Source organism: Clostridium sp. KNHs216, from assembly GCF_006714885.1.
Classification (GTDB): Bacteria; Bacillota; Clostridia; order Oscillospirales; family Acutalibacteraceae; genus Caproiciproducens.
On the sequence record NZ_VFMF01000001.1, the window covers coordinates 3,069,794 to 3,092,632 of the forward strand.

19 protein-coding genes and 1 riboswitch are annotated in these 22,839 nt (G+C 49.2%); of the genes, 12 read left to right on the forward strand and 7 right to left on the reverse strand.

Annotation, left to right across the window (positions count from 1 at the left end):
• Positions 1-140: 140 nt before the first annotated feature.
• Together LY85_RS14800 and LY85_RS14805 are read left to right on the forward strand one after the other, a co-directional pair.
• Complete coding sequence (locus tag LY85_RS14800; protein ID WP_347562441.1) at positions 141-1,004, forward strand: response regulator; 864 nt, start codon at positions 141-143, stop codon at positions 1,002-1,004.
• Positions 1,004-1,465, forward strand: a complete 462-nt coding sequence (locus tag LY85_RS14805) for a chemotaxis protein CheX (RefSeq protein WP_141827259.1) — start codon at positions 1,004-1,006, stop codon at positions 1,463-1,465. The genes LY85_RS14800 and LY85_RS14805 overlap by 1 nt, the downstream gene beginning before the upstream one ends.
• Positions 1,466-1,532: 67 nt before the next feature.
• Here the strand turns inward: LY85_RS14805 and LY85_RS14810 are convergent, their stop codons facing one another.
• Positions 1,533-4,007 (reverse strand): methyl-accepting chemotaxis protein, encoded by a 2,475-nt coding sequence (locus LY85_RS14810; RefSeq protein WP_141827260.1) that lies wholly within the window; start codon positions 4,005-4,007, stop codon positions 1,533-1,535.
• Positions 4,008-4,019: 12 nt separating this feature from the next.
• Positions 4,020-4,517 (reverse strand): chemotaxis protein CheW, encoded by a 498-nt coding sequence (locus LY85_RS14815; RefSeq protein WP_141827261.1) that lies wholly within the window; start codon positions 4,515-4,517, stop codon positions 4,020-4,022.
• 70 nt (positions 4,518-4,587) lie between these two features.
• A riboswitch (cyclic di-GMP riboswitch) is annotated at positions 4,588-4,670 on the reverse strand.
• Between the two features lie 219 nt (positions 4,671-4,889).
• On the opposite strand from LY85_RS14815, the gene LY85_RS14820 reads away from it, so the two are divergent.
• From LY85_RS14820 to LY85_RS14850, 7 genes are all read left to right on the forward strand, one after another.
• Entirely contained in the window at positions 4,890-5,453 is a 564-nt protein-coding gene (locus LY85_RS14820) for a tyrosine-type recombinase/integrase (RefSeq protein WP_038322910.1), read from the forward strand.
• 275 nt (positions 5,454-5,728) lie between these two features.
• A complete protein-coding gene (locus LY85_RS14825) occupies positions 5,729-7,369 on the forward strand; it encodes a M20/M25/M40 family metallo-hydrolase (RefSeq protein ID WP_185741231.1) in 1,641 nt (546 codons plus the stop codon).
• Between the two features lie 254 nt (positions 7,370-7,623).
• Entirely contained in the window at positions 7,624-9,477 is a 1,854-nt protein-coding gene (locus LY85_RS14830) for a hypothetical protein (protein WP_141827263.1), read from the forward strand.
• A gap of 229 nt (positions 9,478-9,706) precedes the next feature.
• Positions 9,707-10,612, forward strand: coding sequence for a phosphatidylglycerol lysyltransferase domain-containing protein (locus tag LY85_RS14835; RefSeq protein WP_141827264.1), 906 nt, complete (start codon positions 9,707-9,709; stop codon positions 10,610-10,612).
• Positions 10,603-12,885 (forward strand): GNAT family N-acetyltransferase, encoded by a 2,283-nt coding sequence (locus tag LY85_RS14840; protein ID WP_141827265.1) that lies wholly within the window; start codon positions 10,603-10,605, stop codon positions 12,883-12,885. Before LY85_RS14835 ends, LY85_RS14840 begins: the two co-directional genes overlap by 10 nt.
• Before the next feature lie 35 nt (positions 12,886-12,920).
• On the forward strand, positions 12,921-13,442 hold the full coding sequence (locus tag LY85_RS14845; RefSeq protein WP_038322724.1) for a transcription repressor NadR: 522 nt from the start codon (positions 12,921-12,923) through the stop codon (positions 13,440-13,442).
• A 97-nt stretch (positions 13,443-13,539) separates the two neighbouring features.
• Positions 13,540-14,130 carry a hypothetical protein gene (locus LY85_RS14850; RefSeq protein WP_038322725.1) on the forward strand — a complete coding sequence of 197 codons (591 nt, stop codon included), beginning with the start codon at positions 13,540-13,542 and terminating at the stop codon, positions 14,128-14,130.
• Positions 14,131-14,136: 6 nt separating this feature from the next.
• Here the strand turns inward: LY85_RS14850 and LY85_RS14855 are convergent, their stop codons facing one another.
• The 5 genes from LY85_RS14855 to spoIIID all read right to left on the reverse strand — a co-directional run bounded on the left by LY85_RS14855 (position 14,137) and on the right by spoIIID (position 18,482).
• Positions 14,137-15,258 carry an endospore germination permease gene (locus tag LY85_RS14855; protein WP_141827266.1) on the reverse strand — a complete coding sequence of 374 codons (1,122 nt, stop codon included), beginning with the start codon at positions 15,256-15,258 and terminating at the stop codon, positions 14,137-14,139.
• A 9-nt stretch (positions 15,259-15,267) separates the two neighbouring features.
• Positions 15,268-15,480: a hypothetical protein gene (locus LY85_RS14860; protein WP_141827267.1), complete on the reverse strand. Its 213-nt coding sequence runs from the start codon at positions 15,478-15,480 to the stop codon at positions 15,268-15,270.
• Between the two features lies 1 nt (position 15,481).
• Positions 15,482-16,606: a Ger(x)C family spore germination protein gene (locus LY85_RS14865; protein WP_141827268.1), complete on the reverse strand. Its 1,125-nt coding sequence runs from the start codon at positions 16,604-16,606 to the stop codon at positions 15,482-15,484.
• Positions 16,603-18,105 (reverse strand): spore germination protein, encoded by a 1,503-nt coding sequence (locus LY85_RS14870; protein WP_141827269.1) that lies wholly within the window; start codon positions 18,103-18,105, stop codon positions 16,603-16,605. The genes LY85_RS14865 and LY85_RS14870 overlap by 4 nt, the downstream gene beginning before the upstream one ends.
• A 128-nt stretch (positions 18,106-18,233) precedes the next feature.
• Positions 18,234-18,482, reverse strand: coding sequence for a sporulation transcriptional regulator SpoIIID (gene spoIIID / locus LY85_RS14875; RefSeq protein WP_038322728.1), 249 nt, complete (start codon positions 18,480-18,482; stop codon positions 18,234-18,236).
• Positions 18,483-19,006: 524 nt separating this feature from the next.
• On the opposite strand from spoIIID, the gene LY85_RS14880 reads away from it, so the two are divergent.
• From LY85_RS14880 to LY85_RS14890, 3 genes are read left to right on the forward strand one after another with little or no spacing between them, the layout of a single operon-like run.
• Positions 19,007-21,157, forward strand: a complete 2,151-nt coding sequence (locus tag LY85_RS14880) for a PTS sugar transporter subunit IIA (protein ID WP_185741232.1) — start codon at positions 19,007-19,009, stop codon at positions 21,155-21,157.
• Positions 21,154-21,450 (forward strand): PTS sugar transporter subunit IIB, encoded by a 297-nt coding sequence (locus tag LY85_RS14885; RefSeq protein WP_038322732.1) that lies wholly within the window; start codon positions 21,154-21,156, stop codon positions 21,448-21,450. The genes LY85_RS14880 and LY85_RS14885 overlap by 4 nt, the downstream gene beginning before the upstream one ends.
• 24 nt (positions 21,451-21,474) lie before the next feature.
• A complete protein-coding gene (locus LY85_RS14890) occupies positions 21,475-22,761 on the forward strand; it encodes a PTS ascorbate transporter subunit IIC (protein WP_141827271.1) in 1,287 nt (428 codons plus the stop codon).
• The last annotated feature ends 78 nt before the right edge of the window (positions 22,762-22,839 follow it).

Below are 22,839 nucleotides of genomic sequence, written 5' to 3' on the forward strand. Positions count from 1 at the left end.
GGAACAGGAAAAAGAATGGTTAAATTCCAGATTGATAATTGCAAAAAAATACCTTATACTCATTTATATGACAAAATTTGTGACAGATGATTTCCAATTTCTGAAAGCCCCCCATCAACTAAATCATATAAAAAGCTGGGATGAATGTGAAAAAAATCAGAATTGTAGTGGTTGACGACTCTCCCTTCTCGGTTGCTATGCTGACCAACACCCTTACTTCCAGGGGATTTCTTGTCGAAGGAAGCGCCAATACCCTGGAGGAAGCCGTAGAGGCGGTTTCCAGGCTGAAACCGGACCTTGTTACGATGGACATGACGATGCCGGGCGCGGATGGGATTGAATGTACGCAGGCGATCCGCGCGATTGACCCCGATGTAAAAGTAATCATTGTAAGCTCCATGATGGACGACGAAATTGTGCGCCGGGCGCAAAAGGCGAAAATATCCGGTTATGTGCAGAAGCCCGTGGATGAAGAGGAGCTTTGTCTGGCGGTTCAGAGGGCGGTGTCCGACGACGAACTGTTCGTACAGCTTGACGGCCTGTATTACAATGTGTTTCAGGAAGCGCTGTCCGATACGTTCAATAAGTTTTTCAAATCCGTTCCCGACTTTCAGGAAAAGCAAACCACCAGAGAAGAGCAGGTTTCAAGGGGCATGTCGGTCGTCATGGGGATTATCGGCAAGTACGGCGGCAGGATGATTCTGGATATGTCCGAGTTAACCGCCGGGAAGATAGCGAAATTTCTGCTGAAAAAAGAGGAGCCGACCAAGGAGCAGATCATCAATGTAATGGGGGAGCTTTCCAATATTATAGCCGGCAACGCCTGTTCGCTGATGAATCAAAACAATTCGCTTTTCGGGCTGCGCGTAGCGCCCCCGACGATTGTTTACGGCGAATGTATTAAAATATCCAAATCGGTGCTGGATACGGTTTCTTCCGCAAAGGCGGCGACCGATTTCGGGGAAGTCTATTTCAATGTAGGGTTTAACAGGGGCGTGAACTGATGAATAAAGATTATATAGAATCGTTTTCCACTGCTTTTCTAAATGTAATGCCACAGCTCGGGATACCGGACGTTCAGTACAAAGGAGAAACGGAATGCGGCCGTTTGATCCGTTCGCCCGGAGTCGTAGTGGTAGTTGGCATCACGGGCGACCTCCACGGGAACGTGTATTTTACCATGCAGGAGGACTGCGCGAATTCGATCGCATCCGCCATGATGGGCGGGATGGAGGTTTCCCAGTTCGATGAAATGGTGCAGAGCGCGGTGTCAGAGCTCAGCAATATGCTCGCCGCGACGGCCTGTACGGATCTGTCCGAGAAGGGAATCCGCGCCGACATCTCCACACCGACGCTGATACACGGAGATTTTACGGCGGATACGAGCCTGAAACAGGCCGCCTGCCTTGAAATGCTGGCGGGGGGATTTTTACTCGGCATCTACCTTTCACTGGAAAAGAAATAAAAACGTACATAATAAAAAGGATTCGCGGCAGATTGCCGTGAATCCTTTTTTGTGCTGGGAGGAAAAATCAGTACTTTCCCGTTTCGGCAGCCACGGCTGTTTTTGGCTGGGCCGCTTTTCCCGTCTTGGCAGCGGGTCTCTGGGAGGTGAGTGCCTGGGAGGTAAGTCCCTGGCTGTCCCTGAGGAGGAACTTGCCCACCATCTGCGTAAGCATGTCCGCCTGTCCGGAAAGTTCTTCGCTGGACGCGGCGCTTTCCTCCGCTGTGGCGGAGTTTGTCTGTACCACGCAGGAAACCTGCTCCAGCCCCTGGTCGATCTGCGCAATCGCCGCGGCCTGCGCTTCGGAAGCGGCTGCGATTTCGCTGACGATCGCCGCGGATTTCTCTACATTCTGCGCGATGACTTCGAGCTTTTCGGCCGTCTGGTTCGCAAACTTTGTACCCAACTCGACCTTGCTTGTGGAGCCCTCGATCAGCGCGGTCGTCTCTTTTGCCGCGTTGGCGCTCTTTGCGGCAAGGTTGCGCACTTCGTCCGCGACCACGGCGAAGCCCTTGCCGTACTGGCCCGCCCTTGCGGCTTCCACCGCGGCGTTCAGGGCGAGAATATTCGTCTGGAAAGCAATGTCGTCAATAACCTTGATGATCTTGGAGATGTTGGCCGAGGACTCGTTGATCTGCTGCATGGAGTCCAGCATCTGGGACATCTGATGGTTGCCCTCCGCGGCCTGTTCCTTCACCTGGGAGCAAAGAGTATTCGCCTGCATCGCGTTGGCGGCGTTTTCTTTTGTCTGGGCGGCAATTTCCATGATGGAGGAGGTCAGCTCCTCCACCGAGCTTGCCTGCTCCGTGGCGCCCTGCGCCAGCGACTGGCTCGCGTCGGAGACCTGCTTGGAGCCTACCGAGACCTGGTCGGCGGCGTTGTTGATTTCGCTGAGCAGCTCGTTGAACGACTGGATCGTGTGATTGAGGGAGCTCTTGATTTCGTTGTATTTTCCCTGATACTCCCGGGTCACCTCCACCGTCAGGTTGCCCTGCGCCAGCTGGGACAGGACGTCTACGGATTCCCCGATCGGAACGGAGAAGGCCTCCATCGTCTTGTTCATGCCGGAAATGATCTCGCGGTAGCCGCCTTCAAACTCCGTTTCATCGCCGCGCGCGTCCAGATTCCCTGCGAGCGCTGCTTCGGCGAGGGTATTGGATTCCCCGATCAGATCGTGGAGGGCCTGCATCATGGCCAGTGCGGAGGGTAGAAGCTGGTCGTTTTCCGACCGTTTGCCGATTTTCCGGTAGGTTTCAAGCGGGCTGATATCGCCCTTTGCAAGCAGGACAAAGGTATCCTGAACGTTTATCAGGCTTTCCCGCACCCGGTTGACGGATTTGGCGAAATCGTTCATCATGCCCTTGTAATCGTCGGACATTTTCAGCGAATAATCGTTTACCGCCATTTTTCCCAGCATCAGACCCGCTTCGTTCAGCGGGACGGTAATGGTCTCCAGCGTCCGGTTGAATCCTTCGATAATTTCTGCGTAGCCGCCCTGAACTTTGTTTACGTCTCCTCTTACGGTCAGATCGCCGTTGGTTCCCGCTTCCACCAGTTTTCCGGCTTCGCCGAGCAGAGCGTACAGCGAGGTCCTCACAGCGCTCAGGTGGTCGATCAGCTGGGCGAAATATCCCTTATAGGAATTGTCCAGTATTTCCAGTTCTTCTCCCCGCGACATTTTGTCAATGTATGCGGAAGCAACATTCAGAGGAACGGCAATGGAATCGAGCATATTGTTGAACTGGCCGATCACGTCGGCAAACAGCCCTTCCATATCGCCGTGGCTTCCGCGTTCGGAAAGGTTTCCCTCGGCAACCGAAGCGGCCACCCGCCGGGTCTCCCCGGCAAGAGAAGCCACCGAACGGCGCACGCTGTTCAGGTTGTCGATGAGCACGGAGTATCTGCCCTGATAATGGTTCTGCATATCCTCCTGATGCTCGCCGTTTGCCAGCCGGGCCGCAAAAGCGCAGGAGAGGTCGACGGGCTCTCTGACGGAGTCCGACAGACGGTCGATCCCCGCAAGAATTTCCCGCCAGTCGCCCTGATACAGGCTCAAATCCGCCCTGGCATCAAACTGCCCCGCCGACACGGAATCCGTATACAGGGCGGTGTCTTTTTTTAGCCGGCGCAGGGAAATCGTCAGCTCCTGAAGCGCTTGGGTCAGGCCGTTCATTGTCTCATCGGGGATTTCGGGAGCTTCGGCGCTGAAGTTCCCCTCGGCAAGGGCGGCGACTGTCCGGGTGAGCGCGCTGATCGGATTGCCGACACTGTGGGAAAGCGCGGTGATTTTCCGGGATGCATACCCCGCGCACACCAGAACCAAAACGATCATGGCGGTGACGGATAAGTAAAAAATGCCGGAAAATCCTCCCGTGCTTTCCCGTGTGGAAATACCGAGCAGGATGCACGCCGCGGCGGCGATTACGAGATTGGAGGAAACGTTCAATCTCATGACTGCTTTTTTCCATCTTTGTGTATGGCTGTTTTCGCTGTTTTTTTCCATCTTTCTAACTCCTTATGCTTCAATTTGGTCCAACACCCGGACCTCGTCCTCTTTAAAAAGCTGTTCGCAGTCCAGCAAAAGCTGAACCGTGTCTCCCGCTTTCCCGATCCCTTTGATAAACCGGTTCCGATAGCCGATTTTCATGTCGGGGGGCGGGGCGACGCATTCGTCCGGAATCATAGCGACTTCCCGGACCTCGTCGACGATCAGGCCCACCGTGCAGTCCCCGATTTCCACAACGATGATGCAGGTTCGGGAGGTGTAGGGGACGACCTCCTTTCTGAACCGCAGCCGCATGTCCGCGACCGGTATGATTCTTCCTCTCAGATTGATCACCCCTTTGATATAGGGCGGCGCTCCGGGAAGGACGCTGATTTTTTGCACTCCGACGATTTCCGTGACATAACAGATCTCAATTCCGTACAGTTCCTCATCGAGTGCAAAGGTGAGGAATTTTCCGTGCTGTGTATCCTGTTCCTCCTGTATGATCTTTGTGAGCGTTTCCTTCATCCATCTTTCTCCTTTCTGCAAGTTTTGGGCGCTATAAAAAGCCGTGGCACAATGTACCACGGCAATTCAGCATGGCAACCCGGCTGTCTTAGCAAAAGCCTTAGACCCGAAGCTTTGCGTCCCCGTCTTTTGGCGGGTTTGCTTTTTTCATTGATCATTTTCGTTATTCGATTTCAGTTTCGATAGAAAACCAATGAATCAATCTCATAAATTTGTTTCATCTTGGGCTGATAAAATTTGGCTTTATATCGGGATATTTCTTTTCATTCCTTTATTTCATTTTCAAAAATGCCATAATACAGAGGAAACTTTTTCTTCATAAATTCTATATTTGATTGCTTGAATGAAAATTTTAGGAACAGGGTGAAAAAAATGACGGTGGAACCGATCCGGGACAAAGAGAATATCAAGAAGATGTTTTATTATTTGAACGGGAGAGATCGAAAATATGGACTCCTGTTTAAATACGGCCTTAATACAGGGCTGAGAATCAGCGATATCCTGCCGCTGAAAGTAGATGATATTTTTAATGAAAGCGGAAAGTTCAGAGAGTATCTTGTCATCAGGGAGAAAAAAACCAGCAAGGTAAAAAAGATCAAGTTGAATAACGCAATCCGCAAAATGCTTTACGAGTATGTGAGGGAATACAGGCTTTCCGGTAATTCTTACCTGTTTTACAGCAAAAAGAGCGGCGGTCATATTCAGCGTGTGCAGGCCTACAAAGTGCTGAAGGAGGCGGCGACCGTCTGCAATGTTGAAAATTTCGGGACGCACAGTATGAGAAAGACATGGGGATACTGGACCTATAAGGCTTCCAAATACAATATTGGATTGATTATGGAAATGTTCAATCACAGCTCTCAGAATGTAACGCTGCGTTATATCGGGGTCAGCCAGGACCAGAAGGACGAGCTTTACTCTTTGGTACAATTTTAAGTCGATTTTTGTCGGATTAGATTAATTAATTCATGAAATGTGACGATATAAAACATGAAACAAATTTATGAGATTGATTCATTGACTTCCATTATTTTCCTGTTAATCTCTAGTTTACATAGAAAACCGCCCCGCCGGCAGAGCTTCCGGCGGGGCGGTTTTGTTCCGGATATCTTTTGAAATCCGTCCATTCCGCCGTTGAAAACATCGGCGGCCGAGAATATAATGAAAAGTACAGACAAAATAAAATGGAAGAAAGACCATGGGGATATTTCATGCTGAATGAGACAATTTATCGAAATTTTTTGGAATTATGCGGGGTGCCGAGCGTTTCGGAAACCGACGGCGAATGGAAGATGGCTGAAAAAATCGCTGCGATGCTGAAAGAAATTCCGTATTTTCATTCCCGTCCGCACCAGGTGCGGCTTTGCCCGGTGCCGGGCGACCCCTGCCGCAGAAGCTTTGTGTGCGCGCTTCTGGAAGGTGGGATAAAGAGCGAAAAAACGGTGGTCCTGCTCAGCCATTTTGATGTGGTGGGCGTTGAAGAATTCGGGGTGCTCAAGGGACTTGCCTTTGACCCGGTGGCTTATACGCATTATTTAAGGACCCATCCCGAGGTGCGGCTGCCCGAAGAAGCGAAGAGGGACCTGGAATCCGGCGATTATCTATTCGGCAGGGGAACCATGGACATGAAGTTCGGCATTGCGGCCGATCTGGAAATGCTGAGAAGGGCCGGGGAGCACCTGCCTGATTTTGAGGGAAACCTGCTGTTCCTTTCCGTCCCGGATGAAGAGGCAAATTCAGCCGGTATGCTGGCCGCGGTGGAGCTGCTGTTGTCCATGAAAAAGGAAAAACGGCTGGATTACCGCTGCTGCCTCGTATCCGAGCCCCACTTTCCCAAATATCCGGGGGATGGGGGAAAGTATCTTTATACCGGGACGGTGGGAAAGCTGCTTCCGGCATTCTACTGCGTCGGAAGGGAAACGCACGCCTGTGAGCCGTTCGCGGGCTTGAACCCCAACCTTCTGACCTCCAAAATCATCGAAAGGGTGGACTCGAACCCGGAGCTGTGCGATTTTGCCGGGGGGACACATGTTCCGCCGCCGGTTTGCTTAAAGCAGGCGGATGTCAAAACGGCCTATTCCGTACAGACGCCGACTGCAGCGTATGCGTATTTCAACTACATGACCCTGACGCAGACGCCCGCACAGGTGATGGAGCGCATGATTCACGCGGCGGAGGACGCTTTTTCCGCGGCTCTGGAAGATATTCGGAATAACGCCGGAAAATACGCGCGGATCACCGGGAACCCCGCCCTGCTGCCTTCCGTGGAACCAAAAGTAGTTTCCTTTCAGGAGCTGTACGATTGCTGCCTGAAAGCGCACGGGCAGGAATTTGACCGGCATATGAAGGAATATATTCGTAAACTGCAGGCGGAAAATCCCGGCGAGGACCTGCGGGAGCTGTCGGTCGCGGCTGTCAGGGAAGCCCATACCTTTTACCCGTACCGGGGGCCGATGGTGATCGTTTTCTATGCGCCTCCGTTCTATCCGCATTCCGACCTTCCGTCTCCGGACAGCAGAGCGGTGGAAACGGCGGGATATCTTGTGGAGACGGCCCGGACGCAGTACGGGGAAACCCTGCTGACGGAACCGTTTTTCCCCGGCCTGTCCGACATGAGCTATCTGGGATTGTCCGCCCGGATTGACATTTTCGGCCTGACAAAGGATTTTCCCGTATGGGGTTCCGGGTACCAAATCCCTTTGGAAACGATCGCACAGCTCAACATCCCGTTTCTGAACATCGGGCCCCACGGCAGGGACGCGCATCAATTTACGGAGAGGCTGTGCCTTTCGTACTCTTTTGAGAAAGCGGTGCCGCTGCTCTGGGCCGCCGTCCGGCATCTGCTGGCTTAGCCCATCGTTACGGAAAGCGTGCTTTGCCCGGCTGCGGGATATTCCGCGTAAAAACGAAAGCTTCTTATAAGTTTGTTTTAAGCTTGCGGTTTTTGCGTTGATTCATTATAATAGGGAATATGGAAAATATCCCCACATTGCCCGGGGTCAGCGGAAACGCTCTTCATTAATCGGGAAAAGGGACGATATATTCTATAATAAGGAAAGACAGAAGCCGAAACGGGTTTTCTTTGCTCACAGAAGGAGGAATTTGATTGAAAAAGATACTTTCCGTTTTATTGTCGCTGGCGGTGATCGTTTTGTCGGCCCCGGTAGCTGTACAGGCGGCGTCCAGTGACGAAATTATCGATAAACACGGTGCAAAAACCTACCAGGGAACTACTTCTGCGTGGGGCACTACATGGAATGAGGACAATTTTACGGAAGTGACCAATTCCAACGTGATCGCCAGCGGCAACCTGACCATCAAGGCGGGAGAAGTCAAGGACGTCACGGTGTCCGGCAGCAGCAGTAAGGTGACCATTTCCGGCGGCACCGTGGGTGACGTCGACTGTGATGGATCGGTGCAGCTTTCGGACGGAACCGTCGGCTCTTTGGAGGCAAACGGGGATATGACGCTCAGGGGCGGCACCGTTAAGCGCGACGCCCGGTCTTACCAGAAGGTGACGATCAGCGGGAAAGTTACCGTCGGCGGATCCGTCATCGGCAATGAAGTGGCGGCTTCCGGCAGCACGGGCAGTACGGTTTCGGGTTCCATTCAGGCCGACGGCACCATTACTTTGACCGGAAACGGACTGAAGATCAAAGAACTGGACGGACAGGATACGGCGACGCTCAATCTGAAGGGTTACAGCGGAAAGCTGCCCTACATTACGGATATGGACTCCATTGTGGTGGACGCCAGCAGCACGGTGACGGCAAACGGCAGTGTGTATGCGGGCAATTTAACGATTGCCCAGAAGGGGGAATTTGTCACCACCTCGTGGCTGGAACTGGATACGCTGACGGGACCCGGGACACTTTCCTTCAATACAGGAAAGCTGACGATTCACGACGGGATATCGGGTAAGCCGTTACTGAATTTCAACAATTCCGCCAGAGACGGCCAGACGGCCTTTAAAGCCGACAGAGGCAGAGTGGGCGAAGACGAAGTCGTCCTATATGACTTTGCTTTGGAAAGAGAAACGTCGGACGACGGCGATATGGATGAATTTGTATTGGACAGCAATCTGAAAGAAGGAATTACCCTGAGCAAATCCTCCGTTGCGCTGGACGGCAAAAACCCGGTCACGGTCGTGGCGAGCGTAAAGCCTTCCTTCTCGAAGTTTGCGGATGGAACCAAGGTCGTCTGGGAGCTGCACGGGGAAACCAGCGGTTTCACAATCAGCCAAAGCGGGCTTTCCTGCCAGGTGTCCGCAAAGGGTTCGTCGTCCGAGTCCTATAAGGCGACGCTGGTGGCTTACCTTGTAGATCAAAGGGGTGACAGGCTGGCGGATTACCGGTCCGACTCCTGTATTCTGACCTACGGTACGCAGTCGTCGCAGCCCTCCGACTCCGGGCTGACGCTGGATACCTATGCCGTCACCATCGGGGCGGGCGACACCTACTGGGTTCTGGCCGTTACGGATTCCAAAACGCCGCCGGTCGCCATGTCCTACAATTCCTCCGTGGCAAAAGTGGGAGCGGCCGCCGCGTATAATAAAAACGGAAAAACCGGTTGGGTGTATCCTGTTACCGGCGTGGCAAAGGGCGGAGTGACCATCGATATCGGCGGGCAAAAAATGATTACGTCCATCGCCGCGGGCAGCATTGTGGTGGATACCTCTTCTTACACCCTGAACCCGGGCGGAAAATACTATATCGGCGTTAAAATCGGCGGGATCGACCGCAAGAACCTCAATGTCCATTCCCAGAACGCCTGCACCTCGGTCGATTACGCCGGAAAAAATAAAAGCGGGCTGGACCTGTATGTGGTGACCGGCAGGCAGACCGGGGTCGGAGCCGTTATTTTTGAAATTGTCGGCGGCCAGTCGGTACAGGCACAGATCACTGTGGAAAACGGCGCCAAGCCGCACGGCGTGAGCGCCAGACTGATTGCGGCGGCGTAGCCGTATTAAAGTCGCGGCGGCGTAGAAAGGCCGATTTCAAAATCAGGGAGCATATCCGGAAAAGCCCGCGAAACGGGCGGTTTCCGCATATGCTCTTTCCGTTTTCTTTTTGTTTGCCGAAGCGGAATTTTTGCCCTGCAAAAAATTTGCTGCCCTTGGGCTGAAATTTTGAGTTTTGTGGTATAATAGGAATGATCCTCAAAAGTAAGAGATAATTTAAGGAGAATGTATGCTTTCATTCAAACCAATCGAAGCCGATAATATTTTGGCTTTATCCAAGTATTTCGAGTACCAGCAGTACAGGACCTGCGACTATTCTATCGCAGGAATCTTTATGTGGAGGAAATTTTTTTACAGCGAGTATGATATCTATGAAAATATGTTGCTTTTCAAAGTTACATATCTGAACGGGGCGGTCGCGTTTACTTTCCCGGTCGGCCCCGGTTCCGTTGACGGTGCGCTGACGCAGCTGGAAAATTACGCAAGGGAAAAGGACATCCCCCTTTATTTTTGCACGGTGCCGCTGAACGCGCTTGACGTACTGGAAAAAAGGTACGGCGGCAGAATTACCCACACGGAAAACCGCGACTGGTTCGACTATCTGTACCTGTGTTCCGACATGCAGACGTTTGCCGGAAGAAGGTTCAGCGGCCAGCGCAACCATATCAATAAGTTTAAAAAGCTTTATCCCGATTACCGCTATGTTCCCATTGAAAACGGAAATATAGACAGAGTGGTCGAATTTTTCGGTAGCTATGCGGAAGAGCACGTCAAGGACAACCCCATCGCCAAAGAAGAATCCTTCCGGGCAAAGGAAATTCTCCCGTATTTTGAGCAGTTTGGGCTGTGCGGCGGTTTTGTCGAGGTGGAGGGGAAAATCGTTGCCTTCTCCGTGGGGGAAATCGTGGGGGATACCCTGTTTGTCCATATTGAAAAAGCGCTGAAGGAATACGAAGGCTCCTATCAGGTAATGGTAAAGGAATTTGCCGTACATGAGGCGGATGAGAGAGTGATCTATATTAACCGCGAGGAGGATATCGGCGACCTGGGGCTCAGAACCTCCAAGCTGTCCTATCACCCCGTTCACATACTGGAAAAGTATTTCGTGACAGTGGAGGAATCCGCATGGAAATAGCCGAAATTTCCGAATCCGACCGGGAACAGGCCGCCGATCTGGCGGTTTCCTGTTTTATCAATGATTTATATTTTCAAAAGATGATCCCGGAGGAACAGGAAAGAAAATCGGAGCTGAAGAAAAATTTTCTGGACGCCGTTTCTTACTGCGGCGCGGAGGATGGGGCGTACGGCATCCGGGAAAACGGATGCCTGATCGCTTTCGTCCTTTTTTTCGATTACGACCGGCTGAACAAATCCAATCCGCGGCAGATGTCCCGGTTTTTCGGGTATGAGGCGAGCGGAAGGTCCCGTTTCCAGCTGACTCATCCGTCCACCATGTCGGACCGCAAATTTATTCAGCTGAAGGCGGAGGAATGCGGAGTCCGCACTACCTATCTTCTTTCGCTGGGCGTCGACGAAGCACACAGGCGTGCGGGTCTGGCTACCCGCCTGGTTCAGTTTGTGCGCGAAAGCTTCCCGAACCATTCCCTGCTGAGCGATATCTCCAATCCGGAATCCCTCGGCATTTACAAAAAGCTGGGGTTTCGCATTGACAGGATCAGCGGGAATTATTATCTGGTCAAGGGAAGTCCGCTGACGGAAAGCTTCGGCTCGGAAAATGCGGAAAAGCTTTATCTGGCGGTTCCCAATGAAGAAACGCTTTCAACTGTGTTCGGCGAAAAGCAGGTTCCACACCGTGCGGCGGAAATACAGGGCTTTCGGATAGAGAAAAACAGCGCCGTTTACAGCTTTATCAAAAAGCCCTCGGAGCGCTGCCGGGCGGTCATCGCGCAGGTGACCCGGGAGCAGCTGTTTTCCTATCAGAAATATATCTGCCTTGCCAACAATACGGAGGAATCTCGCACTGAAGGCGATACGGACTATTTTATTTATTACAGAACCCATCCCTATGACGGCCCGGTCCTGTATAATGGTCTGCTCGGGGAAATGCTCCCTTCCAGACAGTCGGAGTGGAGCATCGTTCCGGATGTGTATGTGAGCTTTCCGATTGAGTACTGTGATCTCTCCGTTTTGGAAAACGCGGGGCAGGGGAAATACGATAAAACCATGGCGCAGCTTTTGGATCTGCTCGATTTCCGCACGCATTTCGAGTCGGGAGTTCCGAAGCAGAACGATTCCCCTAAAAACAGCGGCAGTTTTAAGGAACGCATTCGGCGGTACTACCTTGGGAAGATCAAGATCGTCGTCACCTGTGAGACGACGCCGGATACCTACCTGACCGGTGGCGGCGAAATCGGCTGCCCTGCTTATGTGGACCTGATCCTTTCCGTCGACCGCCAGAGCAGCTGCGGCGTTGTGTCGGTGGTGTCCCTCTCCTGTCCTTTCCTGCTCAGCCATTTTCTGGACAGCGTTGTCCGGAACCAGTTTACGGTTAAGACGGACAACGGGGATACTGAGAATTTTTACGAATATCTTGAGCGCGGGTATCAGGTCCTCAAAAGGGGGACGCCGAAGGCGTTTGTCACCATCCCCAATCGGCGCAGTCAGATCAAAAACAACGAGCTTGCTTCCCTGCTGTTTATGGAGACTATTTATCAGCAGGGAGAAAACATGGGCAGGGTCATAGACCGGGACGTTGTGGAAATCGTAGAGAACGAGCATGGAATGGCGCAGTATGAATACGCCCACGGATACGCTTATTCCAATATTTTCGTTCAGATATCGGACACGTTTCCGTTTGAAATTACGGACCGCATCGAGTTTGAATCCATTACCCAGTTCTATATCGAGCTTCTGATGTTTGAGGAATCCGCCATCGTTTCGACCAATGAAAAAATTGTGGAATTCCTTTCGCCCGGCTGCGATCCTACGCCGAACGAGGTCCTTTTCAGAACACATCAGATTTTCGATGAATACTCCCGGACGATAGAATTCTGGGATATTCAGGTCAATTACCCATCCTCCAAAAAATCGCTGGCCATGCTGCGCGACGCGTTCCGCATCAACGAGCAGCTGCAGCGTCTGGAGCGAAACCAGAATCAGCTCCAGCGCGTGTTCGATACCCAGCGCGACCTTCTGGACAGACGGGATTCTTCCCACCTGAACCATATTTTGCTGTTTTTGGCTCTGCTGCAGGTCCTGCCTCTGTTGATGCCGGGAATATTCTCCGACGGCGAAATTTTCACCCAGCAGAAAATACTGGCGTGTCTGTTTTTGGCGGGCGGGCTGTTTGTCTATGTAAAACTGAAAAACAGGATTCTGGCAAGAAGCGTAAGCGGGAAACGCTCCGGACAAAATAAAGAAACGGTGGAAAACCGCCGGATAAAATGATACAATACTGAAAAACGGCAGGAAGGGGGATACTGATGGATGCAGCGCAGAGGCGCCGGGAGATTCTTGAAATTCTGAAAAAAAGCGCACAGCCTGTCAGCGCCAGTACCATTGCCAGACAGTTCCAGGTGAGTCGGCAGGTCATTGTAGGAGACATCGCGCTCCTGCGGGCGGCGAACGTCGCTATTTCCGCCACGCCGCGGGGATATATCCTGACGGACGGCGCCTGTGACAAGAACCAGATCATCCGGACAATCGCCTGCAGGCACAGCAGGGAAAACCTTGCGGAAGAGCTGTATACGATTGTGGACAATGGCTGCGGCCTGATCGACGTGATCGTGGAGCATGCGGTTTACGGCCAGATTTCCGGCCAGCTGCATATTTTTTCCCGCTACGACGCCGACTGTTTTCTGGAAAAGCTGTCGAAGGATCACGCGTCGCCCTTGTGCGACCTGACGGGCGGAGTGCATCTGCACACGATTTCCTGCCGGTCGGAGGACGCGTATCAAAGGGTTCTCACCGCTTTGGAGGAAAAGGGAATTTTGTTTTCCCGGTAAATCCTCTTGACAAATCCGAAAATCTTCTTTACAATACTAATTACAGGTGTCAAGACATATGTAAAGATAAATACGAGGATTGTCAGAGAGGGATATTATGAGGAATCGTGAAACAAAATTAATCAGTATGGTCATTGCGGCGCTGCTTTGCGCCATTGGGATCGTCATTCCGATGTTCGCCCCTAAAATTATTTTGGAACCGGCGTCCTTTACCCTTGCCAGCCATGTCCCGATTTTTATCGCCCTGTTTATTTCCCCGCCGGTGGCCGTTGCGGTTTCCATCGGAACTTCGTTTGGCTTTTTATTTGCCGGATTTCCGATCGTGATTGTGCTGCGCGCGTTCAGCCATCTGTTTTTTGCGCTGACAGGCGCATTCATTCTGAAAAGAAAAGAGAATATGCTTGCTTCCGTTGGAAAATCTACGATGTTTGGGCTTCTTCTGGCGCTGATTCACGCGGTCAGTGAAGTGACCGTCGTTACGCTGTTTTATTTTGGAAACAATATGCCGAAAAATTATTATGCCAACGGATACTTTATGTCCGTGATTCTGCTGGTTGGGGTCGGCACCATTGTTCACAGCATGGTCGATTTTGGGATCGCCCTGTTTGTGTGGAAGCCGCTGAGCCATGTGATCAACATTCCGGTCAGCGCAAAGACGGTGCTGAAACGGGAAGCTGCCGTAAAATAAATATTTTTAAGATCCTCCCGCTTCTTTGTCTGCAGCGGGGGGATTTTTTGTCTCCGGGTGTGTTCTTGCCTTTATTTCCGCGCCGATCAGAATAATAATGGGGAAGATGATCTGGAAGGGAATCGCGTAGATTTCGTATATCGGGATCCATTCCACCCATTCCACTGTGTTATCATAAAGGATGCCTGCCAGAGTCACCATAAGCAGAGCGCAGGGAACAACATAGAGCTTTTGGTCGGCTGCGTTCAGCAGCTTGGCGAGGCCCAGAGAAGAGGAATACAGGCAGACGGCGACCTTAATAAATCCCGCCAGCATCAGGTTGATGCCGATCAGAACCTCGGCACGGGAAAAAAACTCGCCTATGGAGATGATGCTGACGGTTTCGTAGGAAGGGAAATAAAACATGGTCGCAGAGGGAAAGCCCAGGATCAGAATATTTCTGAGATTGACAACGATCACGATTACCAGTGTCCATATCAGGGCTTTGAAAAAAAAACGGTAGGGTTTTGCCTGCGGGGAGAGCGAAGAGAAAAAAGAGAGGCAGAGAAAGGCCTCGCCCAGGGGCAGAACGCAGAGGGAAAAAGCGCTTCGGAGCAGCGTTTTCAGATCGGTATTCATGATTGGCTTCAGATTGCCGATATCCATATCTTTGGCGCCGGCCATAAAAGTGGCAATAACGGATACCAGGATAATCGGAAAGGTGTACTTTGACATTCTGCCGATATTTTCCGGCCCGCTTTTTACGGTCCAGACGGAAAGAAGAATAACGAAAAACAGAATTGCCGGTTCGGGCGTTTCCGGCATATTCAGGATATGAATAAAGGTGGAAAAGACCTTTAATATGATACCTCCGAGATGGATGGAAAAAAACACATAAATAAAGATCAGAATCCGGCCGAAAACCCTGCCGAAAATCTGTATCAGGATTTCGAATAAATTTTTTCCGGGGTACAGGGACGTCAGCCGGATATAAAGAAAAAGGAGGGGAAGTATCATGATCCCTGCGAGCAGGCTGGCAATCCACGAGTCCTGTTTGGACTGCGGGTCGATACCAATGACCACCAGGCTGCCCAGCCAGAACATAATGATCGTGGCCTGAATCTGTTTTTCCGTTATCTTAGGATTCATCTTTTACCTCTAATGAAAAATAGACGAAATGATCTGGCTGATGATTTTGTTAGGGCTCATCATATCAACGCCGAAGCTCGTCATGATATTGACCGTCAGAGTAATCAGGTAGACGGGAACGGAAAACCAAAGAGCCTTTTTGTCTTTCTTTTTAAAAACAGGAATCAGGTCGAAGACAATCAGGACAGCATAAAGAACAAGAAAAACAATCATAGAGCTCATATCAGTCACCAACTCTTGCTGTGTTATTGATTTTAATATCTGCTGTTACGGCGATATCCATCGCAGTGAAAATTTCGTCCCATTTTGCTTTGTCCTGCTCCCATAGCTGGGGGTCGTTTTGATAAATCAGATTCCCAAATCCAAAAATATCGCATTTGTATTGTTTCTGGGCTGTTTTTATCAGATTGGACACGCTGGTCTCCAGACCGCTTTTCGCACTTTTTTCAACATCCTTTATTCTTTCGGTTGGGATGTGCTTCTTGGTAGTCTGATTTTCGCCGAGCGCACATACGGTTTTGATGTCTATTTTGACTGACGGAGGATTTTGGCTAATGAGGGGGGTGATTTTTGTTGTGCTTTCCTCTATCTCAAGAGTAATGTTCCTGCCGTCGGAATCAGGGCTTGTCAGCAGCAATCCCCCCTTTATCTGGTTTTTGACGAACAGCATAAGCTGGGACTGATCGGCATCCAGAAAACCAATCAGCTTGTCCTTTTTAAAAATGGCAGTACCGGCCAGTTCTACAGTGGTGGCCGTCTGCTGTTCTGCAACTTTAATGGAAGGCAGGACCAGGGAAGTACCCTCTCCGGCAAGCATATTGTTGGCCTGGTACAGTTTGACTCTGGGCGTTTTCGAGAGGCTGGCTACGTTTTGTGCCAGCATTTGATCGATTTCCAGACAGATCAGGTGATCGGTTACCGGTTTTTGCTGAAGGATTTCTCCGGCTGTTTTTTCCTCTGAAATCATGGGAACCAATGTCAGCCTCGGCTCGGCGTCACGGGAAACAAAGTCCAGAAGAGGGGTGATTCCTTCCGAAGCGAGGTCTTTACTGATCACAACCAATTTACATTCGCTGAACGTCAGTTTTTTCTGGCTTTTGCTGATTGCGTTCCTGATTCCGTCAAACACGGTGTCTCCTTCGGTTTCCAGCAGCTTGGAATCCGGATTGTTTCCGGACAGGTCCAGAAATTCAAAGGTAAAATGATATTTATGCCCCTCTGTTCCTCTGTCGATTGCGAAGCCGGAGACCATCGAAAATCGTTCTATTTCCTGATAATTCCAACAACCGCTTAAAAGGAGCATGCTCACGATTAATAGAAGGACGCAAAGTCGTTTACCGGTTTTCATTTCTCGCTCCTCGAAGCTTCCCTCGTTTCGTTTGGGGAAAGGTATTTGGGCCTTTTTTTCATAAACCACCACGGGGCTCTGACTGCAATATCCTTTTTATCCTGTAGAGTATTTGCGTAAGCGCTGTTCATAATGGGAATGCCAAAAGAATTAAGGTTAAAGAGGTGGATCAGCAGTCCCAGTGAGCCAAACATATAACCGTACAGTCCAAGAATGGACGCCATGGCAAGCAGGGTAAAACGCAGTATAATGGTCGCTCCTTTTATACGGGGAATCATCAGGCCGGAGATTCCCGTGACTCCTACGATGATAATCATAGGGGCGCTTACGATCTTTGCTTCCACGGCAGCCTGCCCTATGACCAGTGCACCGACAATGCTGAGTGCCTGTCCCATCATTCCGGGCATTCTGGACCCGGATTCCCGAAGCATTTCAAAAACCACCAGCATTAAGACCGCTTCCAGTACGGTAGGAAACGGAACGCCTTGCCTCGCTTCCGAAATGCTCATTGTCATGGCGAAGGGAAGCATCTCGTCGTGAAAGGTAGTGAGGGCGACGTAAATCGCCGGAATGCTGGTGGCGACAAAGAAGGCGATTAATCGCAGCATGCGTCCGATGGACGCGAAAAAATAGTTCAGATAGTAGTCTTCGTCGCTTTGAAAGTTCTCGATGAAAAGGAACGGCACCGTTAACACGACGGGACTTCCGTCCAGAAACAGGGCGATTCTCCCTTCCAGCAGCTTTGCCGCAACGACGTCCGGCCTTTCCGTGCTTCCCACCGTTTTGAAGGGAGACAACGGGGCGTCTTTAATAAATTCATTGATATAGTTTGAGTCCAGCGTGCCGTCAATGGAAAAGGTCTGAAGCCTTTTCTTTAGTTCTGCAAGGACATCCTTGTTGACGACCTTGTCCAGATAGCAGATGCAGGCCTTTGTGTTGGACCTTGTCCCAAAACTCTGGAACTCCATTTTCAGATCCGGTGTTCTCAGCTTTCTGCGAAGCATGGAAAGATTCATCATCAGCGCTTCGTTGAATCCTTCTCGCGGGCCGCGCAGGACTTTTTCATTTTCCGGTTCGGAAATAGAGCGGCTGTTCCAGCCCTTTGTATTCAGAATCAGAAAGTCGGAAAAACCGTCCATCATCAGGACACAGTCTCCGTAGACGATCCCCTGAAGAATTTTGTCTGTATCCGACGTGCGTTCCACACTGTCGGACAGCATTACCTGCTTTGCAATGATATCCAGTGACAGAACATCCTTCTGCCTTGGCCTGTACTCCACCAGCGGCTTGATCACGTCCTCGTTTACCAGCTTGTTGTTGACCATTCCGTCAATATAAACAAGGCAGAATCCTATGGATGGGAACGCCGGATTTTCGACCGGCCTGAAGGTCAGCGTTTCATCGTTTTTAAAAATGCCCTGCAGCAGTTCCTTGTTGACGCTGATCCTGCCGGTAAAGGCAATTTTTTCTTCTTTTTGCTCCGTGTTTTTATTTTCCATTTTTTCACCTTCCCGGCTAAAACAATACATTTGTTACTATTTGTAATAATGAGAAATTTATGCGATTCCTCTGATTTTAAATAAAAACCCGCGTGCACGGAATTTAATTCCATGCATGCGGGTTTTTATTATGTCTTTTTGTATTTCAACCTTGTAGCCATTCCGCCGCGGATGTGACGCTGCGCTTTGTTGATCTCAAGGATTTGCTTGACCTGTCTGTATAACTGGGGATCGACATATTTCAAACGCTGCGCCACATCCTTATGTACGGTACTTTTGCTGACACCAAATTTTTTTGCTGCGCCGCGCACGGTGGTTCTGTTCTTGATTATGTACTCGCCGAGCTCTACGGCGCGCTCCTCAACAATACCTTTCACTGTTCCACCCTCCAAACGATTCCGATTGGTAAATAATTATGCTCTGAGAAGAAGAATTAGTACAAAGAGGGGGAATGAAAAGAAACTTAATGAAAGGATATTTCTTTATGGAGGACGTCGCCGGGAGAAAAAGAGGAGCATATTCAATTTTATGAGAATGGGCGGCAGGAAATTTCCCAATTCGATGAGATTGGCAAATAGGTGAACTGGCAGAAGCCGTTTCGACACAACGGCAAAAAAAGAACAGGAAGGAAGACTTTCCTTGCGTACTAGTTTTCCAATTGCTTATGGAAGATCAAAGACAGGCTGAAAGCAGGTAGACTGTCTTTGATGACAGTTTGTTTCCTGGAAACCATTTAAAGATGGAAGGTTATTTCAGATTAAAGATTTAGTTATAAGCTACATTAATTATTAACAGATTAAACTATCATGGTATATAAGTATAAAAAATTGAAAAATGGCAGAAAGCTTTTGAACTTTATATTCAGGGAATCATCAGTATAATAAAAGTCAGGGGAATGGTAATGAAGCTGAGACAAAAACTCTTATTGGATAAAATTGATCAAATGGGCAGCGTTGACCTCAGTGAACTTGCGGAATGCTTTTTTGTCAGCGAAAAGACAATTCGCAATGATATTCAGGAGATCAATGATTACATGAAAAAGCAGAATAACCAATTGTGTTTTGAAATTTCCGATGGAATGGTTGCTTTTATTGGTGACGAAGGTTCTAAAATGACGATCAGGCAGCACGATGCCGTTGATAATTATTATCTTTACAAACTTTCGGGAGAAGAACGGGTATTTATGATTATCGCCCAGCTGATCTGCAGCGATTCTTATATCACGATAGATCAGCTGGCAAATCAGCTGTATGTCAGCCGGGGAACGATCAATTCAGATCTGCTCCGGATTAAGCAATGGTGCAAAAACAATAACATCAATATTCAATTTATCAAAAGCAAAGGCATCCGGATGGAAGAAAGCGAAAAAAAGAAACGTGAGATCTTAACGGGGCTAATCAGCGACCACATGCACATAGGCGGATTTGATGACAGACATTGGGAAGCAATGAATTTGTACCATAAGATGTTTAAAGGCATCGATATCTCCGCTATCAAAGATAGCGTACTGATTGCTGAAGAAAAATTCAACTATATTCTTTCAGACGATGGATATGAAGAACTGGTCGTTCAGATAGCATTTTCCATTATCAGGGACAAAACTCATCCTTTACATTTAAAGAGGGCAAAAAATGCCATACCATCGAGCCGGTTGGAATACGATATGGCGCAGTTTATTGTAGATCAGATCAACCAAAGGCTTCATGCAGAGTTGGCCCGGGATACAGTCGATTATCTGTCAGAACACATCAACGGCGAAGCCCTGCACTCGCTGATAGAATATGAAGAAACAAAGCTTCCGTACATTCAGATTATTGCGGAGCAAATGATTGTAAGTGTAGGAAAAACGCTGAATTTTGATTTTCATTGTGATAAAACGCTTTATAACAGGCTTGTAAAACATCTTTGTTCCGCAATACGTTCAGTGAAAAATGGAATTACCATGGATAACCCGCTGAAAAAGACGCTGATTCAAGAAAACACTGCGCTTTTTGAAGCCATTAAAAGAAGCAGCGGACCGTTACGGCAATTTATTGGAATGGATATTTCAGATGATGAGTTTTCCTATTTATTAATTTATTTTGCGAGCACTATGGAAAGTACAGGCCAGGCTTTAAAAAAGCGGAACCCGACGGTGGCGGTGCTCTGTAATACGGGCCATGGCACAGCACAGCTGGTAGTTGAGGAATTAAAGCAATACTTTAGCTTTGACATTAAATATGTGCTTGCCGCCCATCAGTTGGCAAGGGTGCAGAAAAAACAGATTTTTGATTTTGCCATTACCACCATTCCACTAAAAACAGATTTGCCTTTTGTCTTGGTAAGCCCTATTATCCGCAGGCCGGATATTGAGAAAATCAATCAGATGATGATCAATTTGGGGTTTATCAGTTCTGATCAGGCCCCGGAATCCTCCGGGGGTGATTCCAAACTTTGTTTGAAATCAAGTTTAGCGGACAGCATCCGGCTTTTGCTGAAAAAATATGATTCAGGGGAAGAACTGCAATTGGCGGATCAGGTTCAGAATACATTAGATCAATACAAAAAAGATCAAAAAAACGTACACTTAAAGGAGAAAAAACAACCGATGCTGAGCGATGTATTAAAAATTGATTATATTGAACTTGATGTCCTGGCCGAGGATTGGAAGGAAGCTGTAAGGGCAGGCGGTGAAATTCTTTTCCGTAACGGAGTGGTTGCGAAGTCGTATATTGAGGCGGCAATTCAGAATGTTATGGATTTAGGCCCTTATATTGTGCTTACAAAAGGAGTGGCAATTCCGCACGCGGGTAAGAAATTCGGGGTGTACAGTACCGCAATATCGTTTGTTCGGTTAAAAACACCGGTTTGTTTCGGCAACAAAGAGAATGATCCTGTCAAATATATTTTCACCTTGGCAACGATAGACTCTTCCTCGCACTTGGTTGCTTTAAAGGATTTGGTGTCATTATTTGATCATCCGGAGTTTTTCCAGGTTCTTGACCAGGCTGAAACTTCAGAAGATATTATAGCTTATATCAAAAATTTTGAAATGGAGAAGGAGCGTGAATGATGAAAAAGGGATTGGTTGTCTGCAGAACAGGCATGGGCAGCTCCATGATGCTTTGTATTAAGCTTAACAGTGTCATCGAGAAGAATCATTTTCCATTGGAGTTGGAGCACGATGTTTTAAGCGGGGTGGGTATGCATCGTCCCGATGTCGTGATCATTATGAATGACCTGGCTGAGGAATTTGAAGGAAAGGATGTGTATGTAATCGGAATCAAGGATATCATGGATACCAAGTATATGGAACAGGAACTAAGAAAGTTCTTTGAAAAATGCGGAGAAAAGCTAATAAAATAACTTGAGAACAGGGGAGGTTTTTTAATGTCTGTCATAACGGGAATATTAAACTTTATTGTTTTTGATCTTCTTTCACAGGCATCCATTTTAGTCGGGCTTATGGCTCTTGTGGGATTGATTCTACAGAGGAAAAAGCCAGTGCAGGTAATTACAGGCACGGTTAAAACGATTGTCGGCTTTCTGATTTTCGGCATTGGTTCAACAGCGGCACAGGGGGCGCTTTCCTCTTTTCAAACCCTTTTTACCAAGGGCTTTCACGTACAGGGAGTCCTTCCTTTGGCCGAAGCCGTAACAGGACAGGCGCAAACGAAGTTTCCCATGGTCATTGCTCTGGTAATGGTGTGCGGATTTGCTTTGAACCTTCTGATTGCCAGATTCACGAAATTCAAATTTATTTTCCTGACCGGCCAGCATAATCTGTTTCTTGCCGCTATGTTGACCATTTTGTTTAAAGCCCTTGGTTTCAACGATTTGGCCACTATTATTACCGGCGCGGTGCTCCTCGGATTTTCGGCGGCAATATTCCCTGCGCTGGCACAGCCTTACATGAGAAAAGTTACGGGCAATGATGAGATCGCAATCGGCCATTATTGCACCATTGCCTACGCGCTGTCGGGCTGGCTTGGCAGCAAGGTTGGTAAACCGGAAGACAGTACTGAGAATTTAAAACTGCCGGGTTGGCTTTCCATCTTTAAGGACTATATCGTTTCCGTTACGCTTTCTATCGGTATTTTCTATTATGTCGCCGCAATAGCAGCGGGCAGAGCCAATGTGGAAGCGTTGTCGGGGGGAGTACACTGGCTGGTGTATCCGCTTTTGCAGGCTTTGGCGTTTTCAGGCGGATTGTACGTCATCATTACAGGCGTCAGGATGTTCCTGTCGGAAATTGTTCCGGCATTTGTCGGAGTTTCCGAAAAATTTATTCCAAATTCCAAACCTGCTTTGGATTGCCCGGTCGTATTTCCATATGCGCCGACTGCAACGGTTCTTGGTTTCATCTGCGCGTATCTTGCGGGAATCGTATGCATGTTCTTCTTTTCAGCCGTTGGCATGACGGTCATTATTCCGGTTGCCATCCCTTATTTCTTCATCGGCGGTACCGCCGCTGTGTTCGGCAACGCGACGGGCGGATGGAAAGGTGCGGTGCTTGCAAGCGTGGCGACGGGCATTCTGATCGCCGTTGGTCCTGCACTTATGTATCCGGTTATGCAATCCGTCGGGCTTTCGGGTACGGCTTTCCCGGAAACCGATTTCAATGCTCTCGGCCTGATCATCTACAACATAGGAAAGCTGTTTGGCTTGACAGCGTAAACATACTGCAAATTTAGCTGTTTTATAAGAAAATTATTGCCGCAAAAGTTTGCTCGCTTTTGCGGCATAGTTATGAAG